Source organism: Amycolatopsis sp. NPDC114478, from assembly GCF_055633805.1.
Window position 1 is genome coordinate 96,925 of sequence record NZ_JBVKDO010000007.1, and the last position, 17,616, is coordinate 114,540.

At 70.5% G+C, this 17,616-nt stretch carries 16 protein-coding genes and 1 tRNA gene; 16 read left to right on the top strand and 1 reads right to left on the bottom strand.

Features of this window, described 5'->3' with window-relative positions; genetic code table 11:
• Window positions 1-81: 81 nt before the first annotated feature.
• The 9 genes from ACZ7OH_RS21245 to ACZ7OH_RS21285 all read left to right on the top strand — a co-directional run bounded on the left by ACZ7OH_RS21245 (window position 82) and on the right by ACZ7OH_RS21285 (window position 8,229).
• Window positions 82-1,041: a hypothetical protein gene (locus ACZ7OH_RS21245; RefSeq protein ID WP_470282337.1), complete on the top strand. Its 960-nt coding sequence runs from the start codon at window positions 82-84 to the stop codon at window positions 1,039-1,041.
• 14 nt (window positions 1,042-1,055) lie between these two features.
• Entirely contained in the window at window positions 1,056-2,126 is a 1,071-nt protein-coding gene (locus ACZ7OH_RS21250; RefSeq protein WP_470282338.1) for a hypothetical protein, read from the top strand.
• On the top strand, window positions 2,126-3,190 hold the full coding sequence (locus ACZ7OH_RS21255; protein ID WP_470282339.1) for an NAD(P)/FAD-dependent oxidoreductase: 1,065 nt from the start codon (window positions 2,126-2,128) through the stop codon (window positions 3,188-3,190). The genes ACZ7OH_RS21250 and ACZ7OH_RS21255 overlap by 1 nt, the downstream gene beginning before the upstream one ends.
• A gap of 56 nt (window positions 3,191-3,246) precedes the next feature.
• A tRNA-Trp gene (locus ACZ7OH_RS21260) sits at window positions 3,247-3,325 on the top strand.
• Window positions 3,326-3,380: 55 nt separating this feature from the next.
• On the top strand, window positions 3,381-4,250 hold the full coding sequence (locus tag ACZ7OH_RS21265; protein ID WP_470282340.1) for an alpha/beta fold hydrolase: 870 nt from the start codon (window positions 3,381-3,383) through the stop codon (window positions 4,248-4,250).
• A gap of 20 nt (window positions 4,251-4,270) precedes the next feature.
• A complete protein-coding gene (locus tag ACZ7OH_RS21270) occupies window positions 4,271-5,137 on the top strand; it encodes a VOC family protein (RefSeq protein ID WP_470282341.1) in 867 nt (288 codons plus the stop codon).
• Window positions 5,134-6,498 (top strand): M20 family metallopeptidase, encoded by a 1,365-nt coding sequence (locus ACZ7OH_RS21275; protein ID WP_400904812.1) that lies wholly within the window; start codon window positions 5,134-5,136, stop codon window positions 6,496-6,498. The genes ACZ7OH_RS21270 and ACZ7OH_RS21275 overlap by 4 nt, the downstream gene beginning before the upstream one ends.
• Window positions 6,495-7,649, top strand: coding sequence for a Rieske 2Fe-2S domain-containing protein (locus ACZ7OH_RS21280; protein WP_470282342.1), 1,155 nt, complete (start codon window positions 6,495-6,497; stop codon window positions 7,647-7,649). Before ACZ7OH_RS21275 ends, ACZ7OH_RS21280 begins: the two co-directional genes overlap by 4 nt.
• Window positions 7,642-8,229, top strand: coding sequence for a UbiX family flavin prenyltransferase (locus tag ACZ7OH_RS21285; RefSeq protein ID WP_470282343.1), 588 nt, complete (start codon window positions 7,642-7,644; stop codon window positions 8,227-8,229). Before ACZ7OH_RS21280 ends, ACZ7OH_RS21285 begins: the two co-directional genes overlap by 8 nt.
• Before the next feature lie 80 nt (window positions 8,230-8,309).
• Here the strand turns inward: ACZ7OH_RS21285 and ACZ7OH_RS21290 are convergent, their stop codons facing one another.
• Entirely contained in the window at window positions 8,310-9,728 is a 1,419-nt protein-coding gene (locus ACZ7OH_RS21290) for a UbiD family decarboxylase (RefSeq protein ID WP_470282344.1), read from the bottom strand.
• A 189-nt stretch (window positions 9,729-9,917) separates the two neighbouring features.
• Here ACZ7OH_RS21290 and aceA point away from each other — a divergent pair, with 189 nt between their 5' ends.
• The 7 genes from aceA to ACZ7OH_RS21325 all read left to right on the top strand — a co-directional run bounded on the left by aceA (window position 9,918) and on the right by ACZ7OH_RS21325 (window position 17,545).
• A complete protein-coding gene (gene aceA / locus ACZ7OH_RS21295; RefSeq protein ID WP_470282345.1) occupies window positions 9,918-11,213 on the top strand; it encodes an isocitrate lyase in 1,296 nt (431 codons plus the stop codon).
• A gap of 109 nt (window positions 11,214-11,322) precedes the next feature.
• Entirely contained in the window at window positions 11,323-11,943 is a 621-nt protein-coding gene (locus tag ACZ7OH_RS21300) for a hypothetical protein (RefSeq protein WP_470282346.1), read from the top strand.
• Between the two features lie 50 nt (window positions 11,944-11,993).
• Window positions 11,994-12,266, top strand: coding sequence for an acyl carrier protein (locus tag ACZ7OH_RS21305; protein WP_285480534.1), 273 nt, complete (start codon window positions 11,994-11,996; stop codon window positions 12,264-12,266).
• A gap of 30 nt (window positions 12,267-12,296) precedes the next feature.
• Window positions 12,297-13,646 (top strand): NAD(P)/FAD-dependent oxidoreductase, encoded by a 1,350-nt coding sequence (locus ACZ7OH_RS21310; protein ID WP_400904828.1) that lies wholly within the window; start codon window positions 12,297-12,299, stop codon window positions 13,644-13,646.
• Window positions 13,647-13,736: 90 nt separating this feature from the next.
• On the top strand, window positions 13,737-15,143 hold the full coding sequence (locus ACZ7OH_RS21315; protein ID WP_470282347.1) for a cation:proton antiporter domain-containing protein: 1,407 nt from the start codon (window positions 13,737-13,739) through the stop codon (window positions 15,141-15,143).
• A gap of 9 nt (window positions 15,144-15,152) precedes the next feature.
• The gene (locus tag ACZ7OH_RS21320; protein ID WP_470282348.1) at window positions 15,153-16,346 is read left to right on the top strand and encodes a macrolide family glycosyltransferase; all 1,194 of its coding nucleotides are present in this window, start codon (window positions 15,153-15,155) and stop codon (window positions 16,344-16,346) included.
• Window positions 16,346-17,545: a cytochrome P450 gene (locus ACZ7OH_RS21325; protein ID WP_470282349.1), complete on the top strand. Its 1,200-nt coding sequence runs from the start codon at window positions 16,346-16,348 to the stop codon at window positions 17,543-17,545. The genes ACZ7OH_RS21320 and ACZ7OH_RS21325 overlap by 1 nt, the downstream gene beginning before the upstream one ends.
• The last annotated feature ends 71 nt before the right edge of the window (window positions 17,546-17,616 follow it).

The window sequence follows — 17,616 nt, forward strand, 5'->3', positions numbered from 1 at the left end:
CCGGGTGCTAGCCCGGCGGCACCCACCACCCGGTCAGTAGCGTCGCGGCAACCGCGTCGGATCGTGCGTAAGGGGAATTCGGTGACTCTGGGGTATCTCTTCGGTGCGAACATCTCCGATCCCGACCCGGACCACGGCGCGCACCTCTATGAGGCCTACCCGGCGATGCGCCGGACGTACGAAGAGGTCCGCGACTGGACCGGCCTCGAACCGCGCGTGCTGCTGCGCGGCGAGTTCGAACCCCGCAACGACCACGACCGCTTCAGCCTGGCCGGCATCCGGCTGGCCGCGCTGGCGTTCGGCATCCACGACGTCCTCGCCGAGTCCGGCATCCACCCCGGCGTCGCCGGCGGCATCAGCCTCGGCGGCCTGATCGCGAGCTCCGTGGCCGGCTCGGTGGACCGCCGCACCCTGTTCGACCTGCTGGTGCGCGAGGCGAAGACGCCGCTGCCGGACCCGGCGCCCCCGGCCCAGGGCGCGGCCATCGCCTTCCTCCCGGTCACCGAAGACCCCACGTACTACTACGGCGACCGGCGTCCGGGCGTGTACCTCGGCGGCGACTTCGGCGTGCTCGCCGACGGCACCGCGCGGCTGCTCATGCTCAGCGGCACGGCCGAGGCCCTCGGGAAGCTCGTCGCGCAGAGCCCGCCCGGCCTGGTCAGCGTCATCGACGGCCAGCCGTTCGCCGTCCACTCGCCGCTGCGCCGGTACGCGACCGACTTCATGGCGCCGACCGTGGCGGCGATGACCGTGGCCGACCCGCGGATCCCGGTCTGCTCGTTCCTCGAAGAACGCGCTCTCACGACGGCCGACGAGGTCCGGGATCTGTTCCAGCGCAACAAGACCACGACGATGAGCCTGCCGCACGTCTGCGCCGGCATGAGGGCCCGGGGAGTCCGGCTCGCGTTCGTGCTCGGCCCGACGCTGCCCGCCGGCGTGCTCGACTTCCCGTTCCCCGTCGTGCGCATCACCGAGCCGCACCACGTCACCGAAGCCATGACCGCGATCTACGACCACGCCGTCGACCTCGTCGCCCCCTGAAGCTAGGAGAGACCGTGAGCACCCGCACGCACGAACGTGCCAGCCTGACCGACCACTGGTTGTCCCTCGACCTCGACGCGTGGACGCGGCACGTGGTGCGGCGGCACTTCAACCCGGAGCTCGGCAGCCCGTACTGGCTCAAGCGCGCCACCGAGCTGTCCTTCGACCCGATGGACATCACGCGGTACGACCAGCTCGCCGAGTTCGGCCCGTTCCCGCCCGGCGACCTGCGCGGCCTGGACCCCGCCGACCTGGTCCCGCGGATCGTGCCGCGGCCGCTGATCGGGCGCGTCTGGGAGTCCGGCGGCACCACCGGCGACCCGGTGCGCGTGTTCTACACCGAGGACATGATGACCCACCGCGTCGAGTGGCGGCGCTGGTCGTACCTCTTCGACGGCTACCGGGCCGGGCGCACCTGGCTGCAGGCGACGCCGAGCGGGCCGCACCAGATCGGCAACGGCGCGATCGAGCTGTCCGAGCAGCTCGCTGGGCTCGTGTACGGCATCGACATGGACCCGCGGTGGATCAAGCAGCTCATCCGCGCCGGCAAGATGAAGGAGCTGGGGGAGTACACCGACCACGTCCTGGGCCAGATCGTCGACATCCTGCGCTCGCAGCACGTCCACTACCTCAACACCACGCCCGCGCTGCTGCAGAAGCTGATCGCGCGCCAGCCCGAGCTGGTCGCCGCGCTCGACGGCGTGCGCCTGGGCGGTACGCACATGAGCCCGCGGATGTACCAGGACTTCGTCAAGGCCCTCGACGGCGGGCTCGTGCGGTCGGGCTACGGCAACACCTTCGGCAACGCGGTGAGCCTGCACCCCGAGGACGGCGGCGCGATCCTGCCGTACGCCCCGACCTACCCGCAGGTGACGATGTCCGTTGTGGACCCCGCGGACTTCCGGAAGAACGTCGACAAAGGACAGTTGAAGCTCACCGTGCTGCACGAGGACCTCTTCCTGCCCAACCTGCTGGAGCGCGACGAGGCCACCCGCTACGACACCAAGGGCGAGTGGCCGGTCGACGGCGTCTACAACGTCCGCCCGCTGCAGGTCAGCCAGGCCGCGCCGGAAGGGCTCTACTGATGGCGCCGAGGGTGGTCGTCATCGGCGCCGGGGTCATCGGCGCCGCGGTGACCTACCACCTCGCCCGGCGCGGGGCGCGCGTGCACTGCGTCGACCGCGCGGACCGGCCCGCCGCGGGCACCACGGAAGTCGGCTTCGCCACCGCGACGGCCTACCGGCGCTTCCCGAAGTCGTACTTCGAGCTGAACCAGGCCGGCATCGCCGAGCACACGGCCCTGGCCGGGGACTCCGCGCCCTGGTGGCACCGCACCGGCACGGTCGCGTGGACCGACGACGAGTCGTTCACCGGCTACCTCGCCCAGCTCGAGGAGTGGGGCTGCCCGGTCGAGCAGTACGCCGCGGACGGCACGTCGGTGGTCCTCCCCTCATCGGGACCGGTCGCGTACCTGCCGTCCGAGGGCTGGATCGACGCGGTCGCCTTCACCCGGCACTTGCTCGACCAGGCGGTTTCCCTCGGGGCCACGCTGGAACTGGACGCCGAGGTGACGTCGGTGTCCGGCGGTGCCGGGCTCGCGGACGGCCGCCGCATCGAGGCCGACGTCGTGGTCAACGCCACCGGCTCGGCCGCGGACGAGATCGGCGCGCTGGCCGGCGCGCGTCCGTTCCTCGGGCCGCCGCGGCGCAGCCTGATCGCTCACCTGCTGGTCGACGGCGACCCGCTGCCGTACATCCTGCGCGCCCCCGAGGTCAGCATCCGCCCGGACGGGCCCGGGCGCGTGGTCCTGCGTTCGGACCGCGTCGACCGCGGGTTGCCCCCGCGCTCGGGGACGCCCGACCCGGAGTTCGTGAAGGACCTCCTGGACCGGGCGGCGAAGGTCGTGCCGCTGCTGGGGACCGCGACCGTCCGCACGGCCGAGGTGGTCGACGCGCGGTGTGCGCGTGACGAGCTGCCGAGCGTCGGGCCGCTGGCGGCTGTGCCGGGGTACTACGAGGCCGTTGCGAGCGCGGGCGTCACGCTGGCGCCGCTGTTCGGCAAGGCCCTGGCGGCCCGGATCGTCGACGGCGAGCCCGACGCCCTGGTGGACGTCTTCACCCCGGACCGGTTCGGCGCGGCGGCAAGCTAGGAACTTCCCCAAAAGTTCCGTCGCACAATGATCTCGCACCGGGAAACCGGTCGCGAAGGGGTGTAGCTCTCAACTGGCCAGAGCAGCGGTTTCCAACACCGACGGTTGCAGGTTCGAGTCCTGCCGCCCCTGCCACGAACACCCGCGCCACCGGTCCCGGCCGGGCCCGCCGACCGTTGGGAGTACCGAGGTGACCATCTGGACCGACCTGCTCGGCAGCCGGACCCATTACCTCGGCGACCAGCACCGGACCCGCGTCATCGAGGCCGGTGACGGCGAGGCCCTGGTCTTGCTGCACGGGGTCGGCGGGCACGCCGAGGCCTACGCGCGCAACGTGACCCGGCTCGGCGAGCACTACCGCGCGATGGCGATCGACCTGCTCTGGCACGGCTTCTCCGCCAAGCCGGAGTTCACCCACGACGCCGTCGGCAGCTACGTCGGCCAGGTGCTCGACCTGCTCGACTCCCAGGGCATCGAACGCGCGCACCTCGAAGGCGAGTCGCTCGGCGGCTGGGTCGCGCTGACCCTGGCGCTGGAGCACCCCGACCGCGTCGGGAAGCTGGTGCTCAACACCACGGCCGGCATCAAGTGGGACCCGGGCTCGGTCAACGAACGACCGGCCGAGGGGCGCGAGGCCCTGCGCGCCCGGTCGCTGGCCGCGATCGGGAACCCGACGCCGGAGACCATCCGCACCCGGCTGGAGTGGCTGATGGCGACCCCCGACCGCGTCACCGACGAGCTGGTCGAGGTCCGCCGCCGGATCTACGCCGAGCCGGCCACGAACGCCGCGCTGCGCACGGTGTTCGAGAACTCCTTCGGGTTCGGCTCCGGGCCGAACCGGCGGATCTCCGAGGACCGGCTCGCCACGGTGAGCGTGCCGACGCTCGTGCTGTGGTCGGACCACAACCCCGGCAGCGGGCCCGACGTGGGCCGCCGGATCGCGGAACTCATCCCCGGCGCGGCCTTCCACTGCGTCGCCGACGCCGCGCACTGGCCGCAGTGGGAGCAGCCGGACGACCACGACCGCGTGGTGCTCGGGTTCCTGGGCGGCGCGGAGTGACCAGCAGGAGGACGGACCCCATGCGCATCCGCAGTCTCGCCTACGCCGGACTGTCCACTCAGGACCTGCCGGCCTGGGAGACGTTCGCCGCGGACGTCCTCGGCCTGCCCGGCCGGTGGGTCGACGACGGGCGCCTGCTGCTGCGCATGGACGAACGGGCCTACCGCTTCGACGTCCGCCACGGCGACACCGAGGGGTTGTCGTGGCTGGGCTGGGAGGTGGCGAGCGCCGCCGACCTGGCCGCTCTCGAGCGCGAGCTGGTCGCGGCCGGCGTCGCGGTGACCCGGGCGACCGCGGCGGAGTGCGCCGACCGGCGCGTCGCGGGCATGCTGTGGCTCGAGGACCCGTCCGGGCTGCGGCACGAGCTGTGCTACGGGCAGGAAGCCGACTTCCGGCCGCTGCGCCTGACGCGCGCCCTCGACGGCTACCGGACCGGCGAGCACGGCATGGGCCACGCCGTCGTCGGCGTCACGAACTACGCCGAGACGCTGGCGTTCCTGGTGGACACGCTCGGCTTCGGCGTCAGCGACACGTTCAAAGGCTTCATCGCGTTCCTGCACTGCAACCCGCGGCACCACTCGATCGCGCTGGTGGAGACCGACGAGCCCGGCCTGCGCCACATCATGCTGGAGACGACGACGCTCGACGACGTCGGCTCGACGATCGACGTCGCTTACGACCGCCGGATCGTCACGCGCACGCTGGGCCGGCACAGCAACGACCGAGCAGTGTCCTTCTACCTCGAGACGCCGTCCGGCTGGGAGATCGAGTACGGCTGGGACGGTCTCGACGTGGACACCGACGGGTGGTCGACGCGGCAGCTGGCTGGGCCGACCAGCCTGTGGGGCCACCACCACGTGACCGGCACCGAGATCAAGACGTCATGACCCCGGACGCCATCGACCCGGACATCACGAAGCTGTCCGGGTGGCAGCGGGAGTGGGTCAAGGCCGCCCGCGCCGAGGTCGACGAGGACGAGCTGGCCCTGCTGTGCCAGGCCGCCACCGACATCCCCAGCCCGACCGGCTGCGAGCGGGAGCTGGCCGAGTACTTCCGCGACGTGATGACCTCGTCCGGGCTCGACAGCCGGCTGCAGTCCATCGACGAGCGCCAAGCCAACCTCGTCACCCGGGTCGGCACCGGCCGCGCGGGGGCGCAGCTGCTCCTGCTCGCGCCGCTCGACACCGCGTTCGCGCCGGGCCGGGAGGACTCGCCGTGGCTCGGCGAGCGGCCCCGCGACGACTTCACGCTGCCCGCGCAGCGCTACGGCGACAAGGTCGTCGGGCTCGGCGCGGAGAACCCGAAGGCGTTCGCCAGCTGCGCGCTGGCCGCCGCGCTCGCCGTGCACCGCTGCGGCGTACCGCTGGACGGGCAGCTGGTGGTCGCGCTGGTCGGCGGCAGCATGCCGGTGCTGGGCAGTGAGACGTCCTCGCGGCGCAACTCGGGCATGAACGTCGGCACCCAGTTCCTGGTGGACCACGGCCAGTGCTCCGCCGACCTCGCGATCGTGCTCAAGCCGGGTTACTCGGTGGTGCACGAGGAGGTCGGGTTCGCGATCTTCCGCGTCGTCGTGCGCGGTTCGGTCGGCTACACCGGCAGCCGGCACAAAGGCCACTACACCAACGCGATCCTCGCCGCCGCCCGGATGATCGGGCGGCTGGAGAGCTGGTTCGCCGAGTACACCGCGCGCAACTCCTCGGGACAGGTGGCGCCGCAGGGCGCGATCACCGCGATCCGGGCCGGCGACGGCACCAAACCGGCGTTCAACCCGGCGACCTGCGAGTTCTGGGTCGACCTGCGGGTCAACCCGCGCACCACGGTGAACGACGTCGCCGGCCAGTTCGAGGCGGTCGTCGCCGAGCTGCGCGCGGCCGAACCCGCGGTCGGCGTCGAGGTCGAGCTGGTGGCGGGGCAGGCCGGCTCGGCCACCCCCGCGGACAGCCCGGTCGTCACCCGGCTGATCCGGGCCTGGGAGGACGTCGAGGGTCGGCCGCACGTGCCGGGCAAGCCGGGCAGCGGCCTGTCCGACGGCGGGGTGCTGCGCCGGCACGGCATCCCGACCGCGCGGATCGGCCTGCCGCCCGCCGCCGTGCCGAGCCCCTTCGCGGGGTTCTCCATGGGCGTCGCGGACCTGCCCGCCATGCGCCGGCTGGTCGACCTGCTCATCGGGGTCGTGGTGGACGTGACCACCCGGCACCGCGCCGAACTGCGTGAACTCCCTGCGACCAGTCGAGGAGAAGACCGATGACGGACACCGTCGGCGACGAGGCCCCACCCGCGCGGCGGCAGGCGACCGTCGGCGGCCCCGGCCGCCGGGACTGGTCGACCTGGCCGCGCTACGAAAAGGCGGCGCTCGGCTTCCGCGAGTACTGGTACCCGGTCGCGTGGTCGCGCAAGATCGGCCGCAAGCCGCGCGCGGTGCGCGTGCTCGGCGAGAAGATCATGCTGATCCGCGACGGCGGCGCGGTCCGCGCGCTGCACGACCGGTGCCCGCACCGCGGGGTCCCGCTGAGCCACGACATGTCGTCGCAGGAGTTCCCGGGCACGTGGAGCTGCTGCTACCACGGCTGGACGTTCGACCTGGAGACCGGTGTGCTGGTCGCGGCGATCACCGACGGTCCCGAGTCGCCGATCTGCGGCAAGGTCACCGTGCGGACGTACCCGGTCGAGGAGGCCCGCGGCCTGGTCTGGCTGTGGCTGGGCGACGGCCCGGCGCGTCCCTTCGAGGACGACGTTCCCGAAGAGCTGCTGGACCCGAATGCGATCGTCGTCGGCCGGATCACCGTGCGCGACGGCAACTGGCGCTTCGGCGCTGAGAACGGGTTCGACGACGGCCACGCGAAATGGCTGCACCGCAACGCGTTGTGGACCAAGCGCGTGAAGATGCCGGTGTGGAGCGAGATGAAGGTGATCCGCGACGGCCCGTGGATCACCCGCCGCAAGGACAAGATGCACTACAGCGCCTCCTTTCCCGGCCTCGGTGACTTCCCGAAGAAGAAGTGGTACCGCCGGCGCGAAGGCAACAAGACGAAGGTGTCGCTGCGGCTGCCGGGCACGCTGCGGGTGAAGTACGCGGAGTGGTCGCACTTCGAGTGGTGGGTCGCGGCGACCGCGGAAGACCACACGTACGTCCAGCTCGCCGTGATGAACCAGGGCAAGTGGCGCAACCGGCGGTTTTGGCTCTACTACTGGACGTGGGCGCGCTGGGTGTTCCACGGCATGTTCAACGACGAGGACCGGCTGATGGTCGAGGTCACCGACGCCCCGCCGGAGCGGCTGTACCGCCCCGACGTCTCGCTGACCGAGTGGCGGCGGATGGTCGAGGAGGAGGCCCGGCGCGGCCCGGTCGAGGTCGTCAAGGAGCAGCAGGCGGAGCGGAGGCGGGCGAAGCATGACTGAGCCGTTCCGGCTGGTGGTCGGGATGTCCGGCTCCAGCGGCGCGATCTACGGCATCCGGCTGCTGGAGATCCTCAAGGGCATGCCGGAGGTCGAGACACACTTGGTGGTGACGCCGGCGGCGCGGCAGACGATCGCGTTCGAGACGGACTGGACACCGGAGTCCGTGACTTCCCTGGCGGACTGCGTCTACCGGCCCGGGGACATCGCGGCGCCGATTTCGAGCGGGTCGTTCCCGATCGACGCGATGATCGTGCTGCCGTGTTCGGTGCGCAGTCTCGGGGCGATTGCCTGGTCGCAGAACGACAGTCTGCTGGTCCGGGCGGCCGACGTGACATTGAAGGAACGGCGGAAGCTCGTCGTCGCTTTGCGGGAGACGCCGTTGCACCTGGGTCACCTGCGCGCGATGACGCAGGTGACGGAGATGGGCGGGATCCTGGCGCCGCTGATGCCGGCGTTCTACGGGCGCCCGAAGTCGTTGGGGGACCTGGTGGACCACCAGGTCGGCCGGCTGTGCGACGTGCTGGGCATCAAGCCGCCGGACGAGCTGGTCGAACGCTGGCACGGTCCGGCACCCCAGTGAAAAGGCCCCTTCCTCGGAAGGGCCTTTCGTTTTGGTGGAAGATCGCCCGCACCGGCGTCGAATGGCGGTGCGGGCGATCTTCAGTCCAGATAGGACGCCAGCGCGTCCCCGTCCTCCAGCAGCACGCGGTGGTCCACCCGTGCCACCACCTCCGGCGGTACCCGGCAGGACGGCGGGAACACCGCCGGCGGCACGGGTTTCGTGCAGTCGAAGATCAGCTTCGTCTCCATCGGGCCCTTCTCGTCCCGGTTGTGCCCGTAGGTCACCGGGTTGAGCTGGCCGCCGAGGAAACCCGGCATGATCGTCAGGTCGCGGTCGGCCTGGAAGCGCGTCGCCAGGCACCAGAGCGTCTCGACTTCGTCGAACACGTCGACGTCGTCGTCCACCACGAACACGTGCTTGAGCAGGGGATCGACCGCCAGCGCCGCGCAGGCCGCCAGCTTCGGCTCGCCCTCCACGCGCTTGCTCATCGACAGGTACAGGTGCGACCGCGCCATCCCGGACAGTGGCAGGTGCACGCCGGTCACCGTCGGCACCGCCTCCTTGACCCGGCGGTGGATGCTGCCCATCCGGGGGAGGCCGCCGAGCATGCTGTGCTCGGTGTGGGCGTTGAAGACGTCGACGAAGATCGGCTTGCGGCGCATGGTGATCGCGGTGATCTTCACGTACGGCTGCGGGCCGGTGCGGGTGTAGAACCGCGGGTACTCGCCGAACGGGCCTTCGACGGCCGTCGCGTCCGGGTCGGTGTCGATCACACCCTCGATGACGATTTCCGCGTGCGCCGGCACCTCGAGGTCGACCGTCTTGCAAGGCACCATTTCCAGCGGCTCGCCGAGCAGCCCGCCGACGACGTCGAGCTCGCCGCCGATACCCTCCAGTTTGGACACCGCGCCCATCAGCAGCGCCGGGTGGTGGCCGATGACCAGCGCCACCTCCATCGGCTTCTTCTGCTCACGCAGTTTGCGCAGCACGTAAGCGGTGTGGTGGGCCGGGTTCACCTGGATCCCGACCTGGTCGCGGCCCTGCGCCTGGTGGCGGAAGATGCCCGCGTTGATCTTGCCGCTGTCGGGGTCGCGGCAGATGGTCACGGCCGAGGTGATGTACTTGCCCGCGTCCAACTCCTGGTGCTTGAGCAGCGGCAGCATTCCGACGTCGATGTCGTCGCCGGTCAGCACGACCTCCTGCACCGGCGCGGTGTTCACGGTGACGGGCTTGATCCCCGATCCTTCGCGCCGGGCGTACTCCGGGACCATCGAGTGGACGTCCGCGCCGATGCTGCGGGCGAGCCGCTCGTAGGTGCCGTGCAGGTTGATGAGCAGCGGGATCTCCGAGCCGCCGACGTTCTCGAACAGCACCGCGGGGAAGCCGGGGTAGGCCGGGTCGTCCTCCATGCGGTCGACGAGCGCGGTGACCTCGAACTCGGGGTCGACGTGCTTGCGCACGACCTTCACCTGGTCCGGGTCCAGCTCGGCCAGGAATGTCCGCAGATCCTTTGCCATCAAACGCCTTCCGTTCGCGAGGTGGCTCGTGAACCGAGTATCCGCCCCGGTCACGGCGACGGCCGGGGCCCCGCGGCAAGAACTAGGGGAATGCTTCGTCCTGGCTCCGGGGTGGCGCTCGGCGGGGCTCGCGCGGTGCTAAATGGTCTCGTCCACGAGCCGCGCGTCGTCGTACGTCAGGAGAACGACATGACCGTAACCGCAGCGCCGCCCCGCGAAGCCGCGGCGGCCGACCTGGCCCGGTCCTGGGCCGAGGACCCCCGGTGGCGCGGAGTCCGCCGGGACTACTCCGCCGAGGACGTCCTGCGGCTGCGCGGCAGCGTGACCGAAGAGCACACGCTCGCCCGGCTGGGTGCGCAGCGGCTGTGGAGCCTCCTGCACAGCGAAGACTACGTCCACGCGCTGGGCGCGTTGACCGGCAACCAGGCCGTGCAGCAGGTGCGCGCCGGCCTCAAGGCCATCTACCTCTCCGGCTGGCAGGTGGCCGCCGACGCGAACCTGTCCGGCCACACCTATCCGGACCAGAGCCTGTACCCGGCCAACTCCGTCCCGCAGGTCGTGCGCCGGATCAACAACGCTCTGCTGCGCGCCGACCAGATCAGCTGGGCCGAGGACGAGAAGGACGCGCCGCACTGGCTGGCGCCGATCGTCGCGGACGCCGAGGCGGGCTTCGGCGGCGTGCTCAACGCGTTCGAGCTGATGAAGGGCATGATCGCCGGCGGCGCCGCGGGCGTGCACTGGGAAGACCAGCTGGCCGCGGAGAAGAAGTGCGGCCACCTCGGCGGCAAGGTGCTCATCCCGACGTCCCAGCACGTCCGCACACTGCAGGCCGCGCGCCTGGCCGCCGACGTCTGCGACGTCCCGAGCCTCGTCATCGCCCGCACGGACGCCCAGGCCGCGAACCTCATCACCAGCGACGTCGACGACCGGGACAAGCCGTTCCTGACCGGCGAGCGCACGCCCGAGGGCTACCACCGAGTCCGCGGCGGCATCGAGCCGTGCGTCGCGCGCGGCCTGGCTTACGCGCCTTACGCGGATCTACTGTGGATGGAAACGTCCAAACCGGACTTGGAGGTCGCACGCCGGTTCGCCGAAGCGATCAAGGCCGAGTACCCGGACCAGCTGCTGGCGTACAACTGCTCGCCGTCGTTCAACTGGAAGCAGCACCTCGACGACGCGACGATCGCGAAGTTCCAGCGCGAGCTGGGGCACATGGGTTACAAGTTCCAGTTCATCACGCTCGCCGGCTTCCACGCGTTGAACCACTCGATGTTCGCGCTGGCGCGGGACTACGCCGAGGAAGGCATGACGGCGTACGTCGAGCTGCAGGAGCGCGAGTTCGCGGCAGAGGCGGCCGGCTACACCGCTACGCGGCACCAGCGCGAAGTGGGGACCGGGTACTTCGACCTCGTGAGCACGGTCGTGAACCCGTCCAGCAACACCGTCGCGCTGATGGATTCCACGGAGAAGTCCCAGTTCTACTGAGCATTTCCCCAGTCGGCTCCGTGCTAAAACCAATCGACGCCACATCCAGCCACGCGATAAATGGAATTCAGGACGGTCGCTCATGCGCATGCCCGAGAACCTCGAAGACATGGTTTACGGAGTCTATGGGACCACTGAAATCGCCGTGAAGCCCTGCCCGTTCACGCAGGCCGAGATCGACGAGCTCGAGGCCACCAACGAAATGCTCATCTACGTGCCCCAGGAGATCTCCGAGGCGCAGATGATCGAGACCGGGAAGCTCAACACCAACTTCCGCTGGGAAGTCGAGCAGAACATGATCAAGAGCCCGATGACCGACGAGTCGCACTGGCTCGTCTGCTCGGCCTCGCCGATCCCGGAAATGCTCGGCCAGAGCACCCAGGCCATTTCCCGGGTCTACGACGAAGAGGGTCTGGACGGCATGGACTTCCGCCGTTACCTCGCCTTCGTGCTCACCTACCGCCACCTGACCAACGAATACCCGGACTACCGGCAGTGGTGCCTGCTCGTCGGCGGGCACTACGACCGCAGCGGCATTTCGCTGGTCGGCTTCGACAAGTTCGGCAACTTCGGGCACCACGGCTGGATGAAGAACTTCAAGGCCAAGATGTCCGGCGGCCGTTACGTCGCCTTCGCCCCGCGCAAGCACATCAACGCCGAGACCGTGCTGCTCGAGCGCCCGCGCCGCGGCTCGCGCAACAAGGCCACGCACGACGCGGGCACCGACTGATCCTGCACGAACCCGTGCGTGGACCTGTGCCGTCACTGGAGGAAAGAACCATGGCAGACGACGAGCGCGTCGACATCACGCGAAAGCTCGTTGAGTTCGTCGAGAAGCACCTGCTGGACGGGAAGGACGTGGGCGAGCTGACCACGACCACGCCGTTGCTGGACTGGGGTCTGCTGAACTCGATCGAAACCACCCGGCTGGTCGCCTACATCCGTGAGGAGTTCTCCGTGCGCGTCCCGCCGACGGAGATGGTGGCCCGCCACTTCAAGGACATCGAAAGCATCGCCGACCTGGTGACGTCGCTGCGCGCCCCGGTCGCCTGACCCCTTCCCCGACCCAGAAACGGAGAACCCGTGTCCTACGACTACGACGTCGGCATCATCGGCGGCGGCCCGGCCGGTTCCACGGCGGCTTCCTACCTGGCGAAGGCCGGCCTTTCGGTGGCCGTCTTCGAGGGGGAGACCTTCCCCCGCGAGCACGTCGGCGAGTCCCTCGTGCCCGCGGTCATCCCGGTGATGCACGACATCGGCGTCATCGGCAAGGTCGAGGCGGCCGGCTTCCCCCGCAAGTACGGGGCCGCGTGGACCTCGTCCGACACCCGTCCGACCAGCACGCTGGACTTCGACGCCGGCTCGCACGGCCTCGGCGTCGCGGAGATCGCCTACGAGGAGCGCGACCAGGACGGCGTCGACCGCGTCTACGCCTGGCACGTCGACCGCGGCCAGTTCGACTCGCTGCTGCTCAAGCACGCCGAGGAGCTCGGCGCGAAGGTCTACCAGGGCGTCCGGGTCAACCGGGTCGACTTCACCGACCGCGACCGCCCGGTGCTGCAGGCCAAGATCGGCGAGCAGCCCGTGGAGGTCGCCGTCCGCTGCGTGCTCGACGCGTCCGGCCGCCAGACGCTGCTGGGCCAGCAGCTCAAGGTGAAGGTGCCGGACAAGGTCTTCAACCAGTACGCCGTGCACACGTGGTTCGAGGGCCTCGACCGCGCGTCGCTGGCGCGCCGGCCCGAGGACGCGGACTACATCCACGTGCACTTCCTGCCGCAGGAGAACACCTGGGTCTGGCAGATCCCGATCACCGAGACCATCACCTCGATCGGCGTCGTCACCCAGAAGGAGAAGTTCAAGGAGCACAAGGACGACCTCGAGGGCTTCTTCTGGAACTCCGTCGGCACCCGGCCGGAGATGCTGGACGCGCTGAAGAACGCCGAGCGCGTGCGGAAGTTCAAGACCGAGGGCGACTACAGCTACGGCATGAAGCAGATCGCCGGCGACTCGCTGGTGCTCATCGGCGACGCCGCCCGCTTCGTCGACCCGATCTTCTCCAGCGGCGTCAGCGTCGCGATGAACAGCGCGCGCCTGGCGGCCAAGGACGTCATCGCCGCGCACCAGGCCGGCGACTTCCGCCGCGAGCGGTTCGACAACTACGTCAACACGCTCCGCAAGGGCGTCAACATCTGGTACGACTTCATCTCGATGTACTACCGGCTGAACGTGCTGTTCACCGCGTTCATCGACGACGACCGCTACCGCAAGGACGTCATCCAGATGCTCCAGGGCGACGTCTACGACGCCGAGGAGCCGGCGGCGCTGACGGCGATGAAGGAGTACGTCGCCGCCGTCGAGGCCGACCCCACGCACCTGTGGCACGGGCACCTCGGCAGCCTGAAGGCGTCTTCTTCGGCACTGGCGCTGTTCTAGCCCAGACTCCCGGTCGTGAGTGGGAAACAGTGTTCTGACGCTGTTTCCCGCTCACGACCTTTTCCGGCAGCGTGATCGGAGAGGCCAGTCATGTCATCGCTCGACGAGCGCACCACCGGCACCGCCGAGCCGGCGGCCCCGGCGAGCCGCCGCCGGACCTGGGTCTCCTACCTCGCGATGGTGGTCGTCCCGGTCGTCGTCGCGTTCTTCCTGCTCCGCTCGAGCCCCGACGGCGGCGCGACGGCGACCGGGCACGCGAGCGGCGCGCCCGACCCGGTGGCCAAGCTGCTGTTCGCCCTGCCGGTGATCTTCCTGGCCTGCCGGTTGCTCTCGGCCCTCGCGCGGCGGCTGGCGCAGCCGACGGTGATCGGCGAGATCTTCGCCGGCATCCTGCTCGGGCCGTCGTTCCTCGGCTGGGTGTGGCCCGCGGCCTACCACTGGATCTTCCCCGACTACCTCGCTTCGACGATCAACACGTTCGCCCAGATCGGCCTGGTCATCTTCATGTTCCTGGTCGGCTACGAGCTCGACGTCGCGCTCGTTCGGCGTCGCAGCAAGGCCGCGGTGCTGGTGAGCCACGTCAGCGTCGCGATCCCGTTCCTGTCCGGGGTGCTGCTCGCGTTCGCCCTGCACCCGACGCTCGGCGCCGGCGTCGACCGGCTGCCGTTCTCGCTGTTCCTCGCGATCTCGATGAGCATCACGGCGTTCCCCGTGCTGGCGCGGATCATCACCGACCGCGGGATGACGAAGCTGCCGATCGCCGCACTGGCGCTGAGCTGCGCCGCCGTCGACGACATCACCGCGTGGTGCCTGCTCGCTCTCGTCGTCGCCATCGCGAGCGCCGGTTCCCTGGCCGCGACCGGCCTGACCATCGGGCTCACGATCGCGTTCTTCGCGCTGATGCTCTTCGTCGTCCGCCCGCTGCTGCGCCGGCTGTTCGCCCCGACCGAGCACGGCCAGAAGGCGCTGCCGACCACGGCGGTCGTGTCCGTGCTGCTGGCCGGGCTGCTGCTGTCCGCGCTGGCCACCAACGCCATCGGCATCCACCCGATCTTCGGCGCGTTCCTCTTCGGCGCCGTCACGCCCCGCGGGTCGCTGCCGATCCGCCAGGCCACCGAGCAGATGCACGCGCTGACGGTGACCCTGCTGCTGCCGCTGTTCTTCGTCTACACGGGACTGCGCACGAAGTTCGACCTGATCGGCGCGGATCCGACGCTGTGGCTGTGGTGCGCGCTGATCGTCGTCGTGGCGATGCTGGGCAAGTGGGGCGGGAGCCTCGCGGCCGCGAGGCTGTCCGGGATCGGCCGGCGGGACGCGTGGTCGCTGGGCGCGCTGATGAACTGCCGGGGGCTGACCGAGCTGGCGGTGCTCAACATCGGGCTCGACCTCAAGGTGATCAGCCCGACGATGTTCGCGATGCTGGTCGTCATGACCTTGGTGACCACAGTGGCCACCTCCCCCGCGCTTTCGCTGATCGAGCGGTACAAGCGGCGCTAGGAGCCGGTCTTGCCCGACATCACCTTCCTGCCCTACCCCGCCTACGGCCACATGACGCCGGCGCTGCCGGTGGTCGCCGAGCTCGTCCGGCGCGGTCACCGGGTCACCTGCTTCACCTCCGGCGAGTTCGCGGACCGGGTCGCCGCGACCGGCGCCCGCGCCGTGGACTACGGCTGCGACCTGTCCACCGCGCAGCCGGACATCACGAACGCCGACGAGGCCGCCCGGGCGCCGCTGGACCTGCTCGAGCAGAGCATGGCCGTGCTGCCCGCCGTGGCACGATCGTCCACACCGGACTTGCTCGTCTACGACACGACGTTGTGGGCGCCCGGCCGGTTGCTGGCCCGGAAGGCGCAGGTGCCGGCCGTGCAGCTCTCGGCCACGGTCGCGTCGAACGAGCACTTCTCGCTGACCAAGGAGAACCAGACCTTCGGCGAGGCGGTCGACCCAGCGCACCCTGCGATCGCCCGGTTCGTCACGCGGCTCGGCGACTACCTGGCCGAGCACGGCCTCGGAACGTTGCCGCTGGAAGAGTTCTTCACCGGTGGTGACGAGTTCACGCTGGTGTTCCTGCCTCGCGCGTTCCAGCCGGCCGGGCCGACGTTCGACGAGCGGTTCGCCTTCGTCGGGCCCTCGGTCGGCGCGTCCGCCGGTTCGTGGGCGCCGCCCGCCGACGGCCGGCCGGTCGTGCTGGTCACCTTGGGCACGACGGTCAACGACCGCCCGGAGTTCTTCCGCACGTGCGCCGAGGCGTTCGCGGGCCTGCCGTGGCAGGTGGTGCTCACGCTCGGGAAGCGAGTCGATCCCGGCGTGCTCGGGCCGCTTCCGTCCAATGTGGAGGCCCACCGCTGGGTCTCGCACCCCGACGTCCTGCCGCACTGCTCGGTGTTCCTGTGCCAGGGCGGGATGGGCAGCCTGATGGAGGCCCTGTACTTCGGCGTCCCGGTGATCGCCGTGCCGCACCATCCGGAGCAGCACATCAACGCCCGGCAGATCCGGCGGCTCGGCCTCGGCGCCTCCCTGGACAAGGAGACGGTGACTGTCGCGGGCATCCGGGACGCCGTGCTCGCGGTCGACCGTGACGATGCCGTACGCCGGCGCGTCGACCTGATGCGGCGCGAGGTGCACGCCGCGGGCGGGGCGGTCCGCGCCGCCGCCGAAATCGAGGCGCGGGTCGCGCCCCTGGCCGGAGGGAGCCGGTAGTGACCGAGCCGTTTTCGCTGCCCGTCAAGCGCAGCTGCCCGTTCGACCCGCCCGACGAGTACCGGGCGCGGCCGGGGATCAGCCGCCTCGCGTTCGAGGCCAGTCCCGGGCCGGCCACGGGCTGGCTGGTGACCAAGCTGTCCGACGTCCGCGCGGTGCTCTCGGACGCCCGGTTCAGCCACCGCAACGACCTCGTCGCGCTCGCCGTGCCGCCGCCGTTCCCGATGGACACCTACGAGCCGGAGCCGGCCGCGCCCGGCGCGTTCCCGAAAATGGACGGCGCCGACCACGCGCGCTACCGGAAGCTGACCGCGAAGTACTTCACCGTCCGGCGCACCCGCGAACTGGTCCCGGCCGCCGAACGCATCGCCGGTGAGCTGCTCGACGCGATGGCCGCGCGCGGTACGGAAGCCGAGCTGGTCACCGCCTACGCCGAGCCGCTGGCGACCCGGCTGATGTGCGAGCTGGTCGGCGTCCCGGAGTCCGATCGCGAAGAGCTGTTGCGGCACCTGAACGTCGTGGCCCGCATGCGGTACTCCCTGGAGGAGCTGATCGCCGCGATCACGGTCGTCGGCGGCACCCTGGAACGACTGGTCGGCGCGGCCTTCGACGACCCCGGCGAAAACCTGCTCGGCGAGCTGGCGAGCACTGGCGAACTCGACCGGCCGGAGCTGGTCAACCTCGCGTGGGCGCTCGTCGGCGGCGGCTTCGACACCACGACGAACATGCTGGCCCTCGGCGCGTTCGCGCTGTTCGAGCACCGTTCGCAGTTGACGCGGGTGCAAGCCGAGCCGGAGCTGTGGCCCAACGCCGTCGAGGAGCTGCTGCGCTACCTGACCGTGTCGCACCTGGGCGCGAGCCGGGCGGCGCTGGCGGACGTCGAGCTGGGGGAGCACGTGATCCGCGAGGGCGAGACCGTGGTCGTCGCGCTCCCGGCGGCCAACCGCGACCCCGAGCGCTTCCCGGACCCCGGCCGGCTCGACGTCGGCCGCGTGACCCAGGGCCACGTCGCGTTCGGCCACGGCGTGCACCAGTGCGTCGGCCAGCACCTGGCCCGGTTCACGATGCAGGTGGGCTTCCGGGCGCTGTTCGAGCGCTTCCCCGTCCTCCGGCTCGCGGTGCCGGCGGACCAGGTCCCGCTGCGCGACGACATGCTCCACTACGGAGTCCACGCCCTGCCCGTCACCTGGGCGCGCTGAAGTCCTTTAGGCACCGCACTAGACCTCACCTGTCCGTCGTGGACAGCGTTGCCGCGCCTGTGTTGCCGTGG

Bases quoted from the DNA above. Each gene is read 5' to 3' on its own strand.
- ACZ7OH_RS21300 (WP_470282346.1), top strand. From the start codon at position 11,323: ATGGTTTACGGAGTCTATGGGACCACTGAAATCGCCGTGAAGCCCTGC.
- ACZ7OH_RS21290 (WP_470282344.1), bottom strand. From the start codon at position 9,728: ATGGCAAAGGATCTGCGGACATTCCTGGCCGAGCTGGACCCGGACCAG.
- ACZ7OH_RS21305 (WP_285480534.1), top strand. From the start codon at position 11,994: ATGGCAGACGACGAGCGCGTCGACATCACGCGAAAGCTCGTTGAGTTC.
- ACZ7OH_RS21270 (WP_470282341.1), top strand. From the start codon at position 4,271: ATGCGCATCCGCAGTCTCGCCTACGCCGGACTGTCCACTCAGGACCTG.
- aceA (WP_470282345.1), top strand. From the start codon at position 9,918: ATGACCGTAACCGCAGCGCCGCCCCGCGAAGCCGCGGCGGCCGACCTG.
- ACZ7OH_RS21280 (WP_470282342.1), top strand. From the start codon at position 6,495: ATGACGGACACCGTCGGCGACGAGGCCCCACCCGCGCGGCGGCAGGCG.
- ACZ7OH_RS21315 (WP_470282347.1), top strand. From the start codon at position 13,737: ATGTCATCGCTCGACGAGCGCACCACCGGCACCGCCGAGCCGGCGGCC.
- ACZ7OH_RS21285 (WP_470282343.1), top strand. From the start codon at position 7,642: ATGACTGAGCCGTTCCGGCTGGTGGTCGGGATGTCCGGCTCCAGCGGC.
- ACZ7OH_RS21255 (WP_470282339.1), top strand. From the start codon at position 2,126: ATGGCGCCGAGGGTGGTCGTCATCGGCGCCGGGGTCATCGGCGCCGCG.
- ACZ7OH_RS21275 (WP_400904812.1), top strand. From the start codon at position 5,134: ATGACCCCGGACGCCATCGACCCGGACATCACGAAGCTGTCCGGGTGG.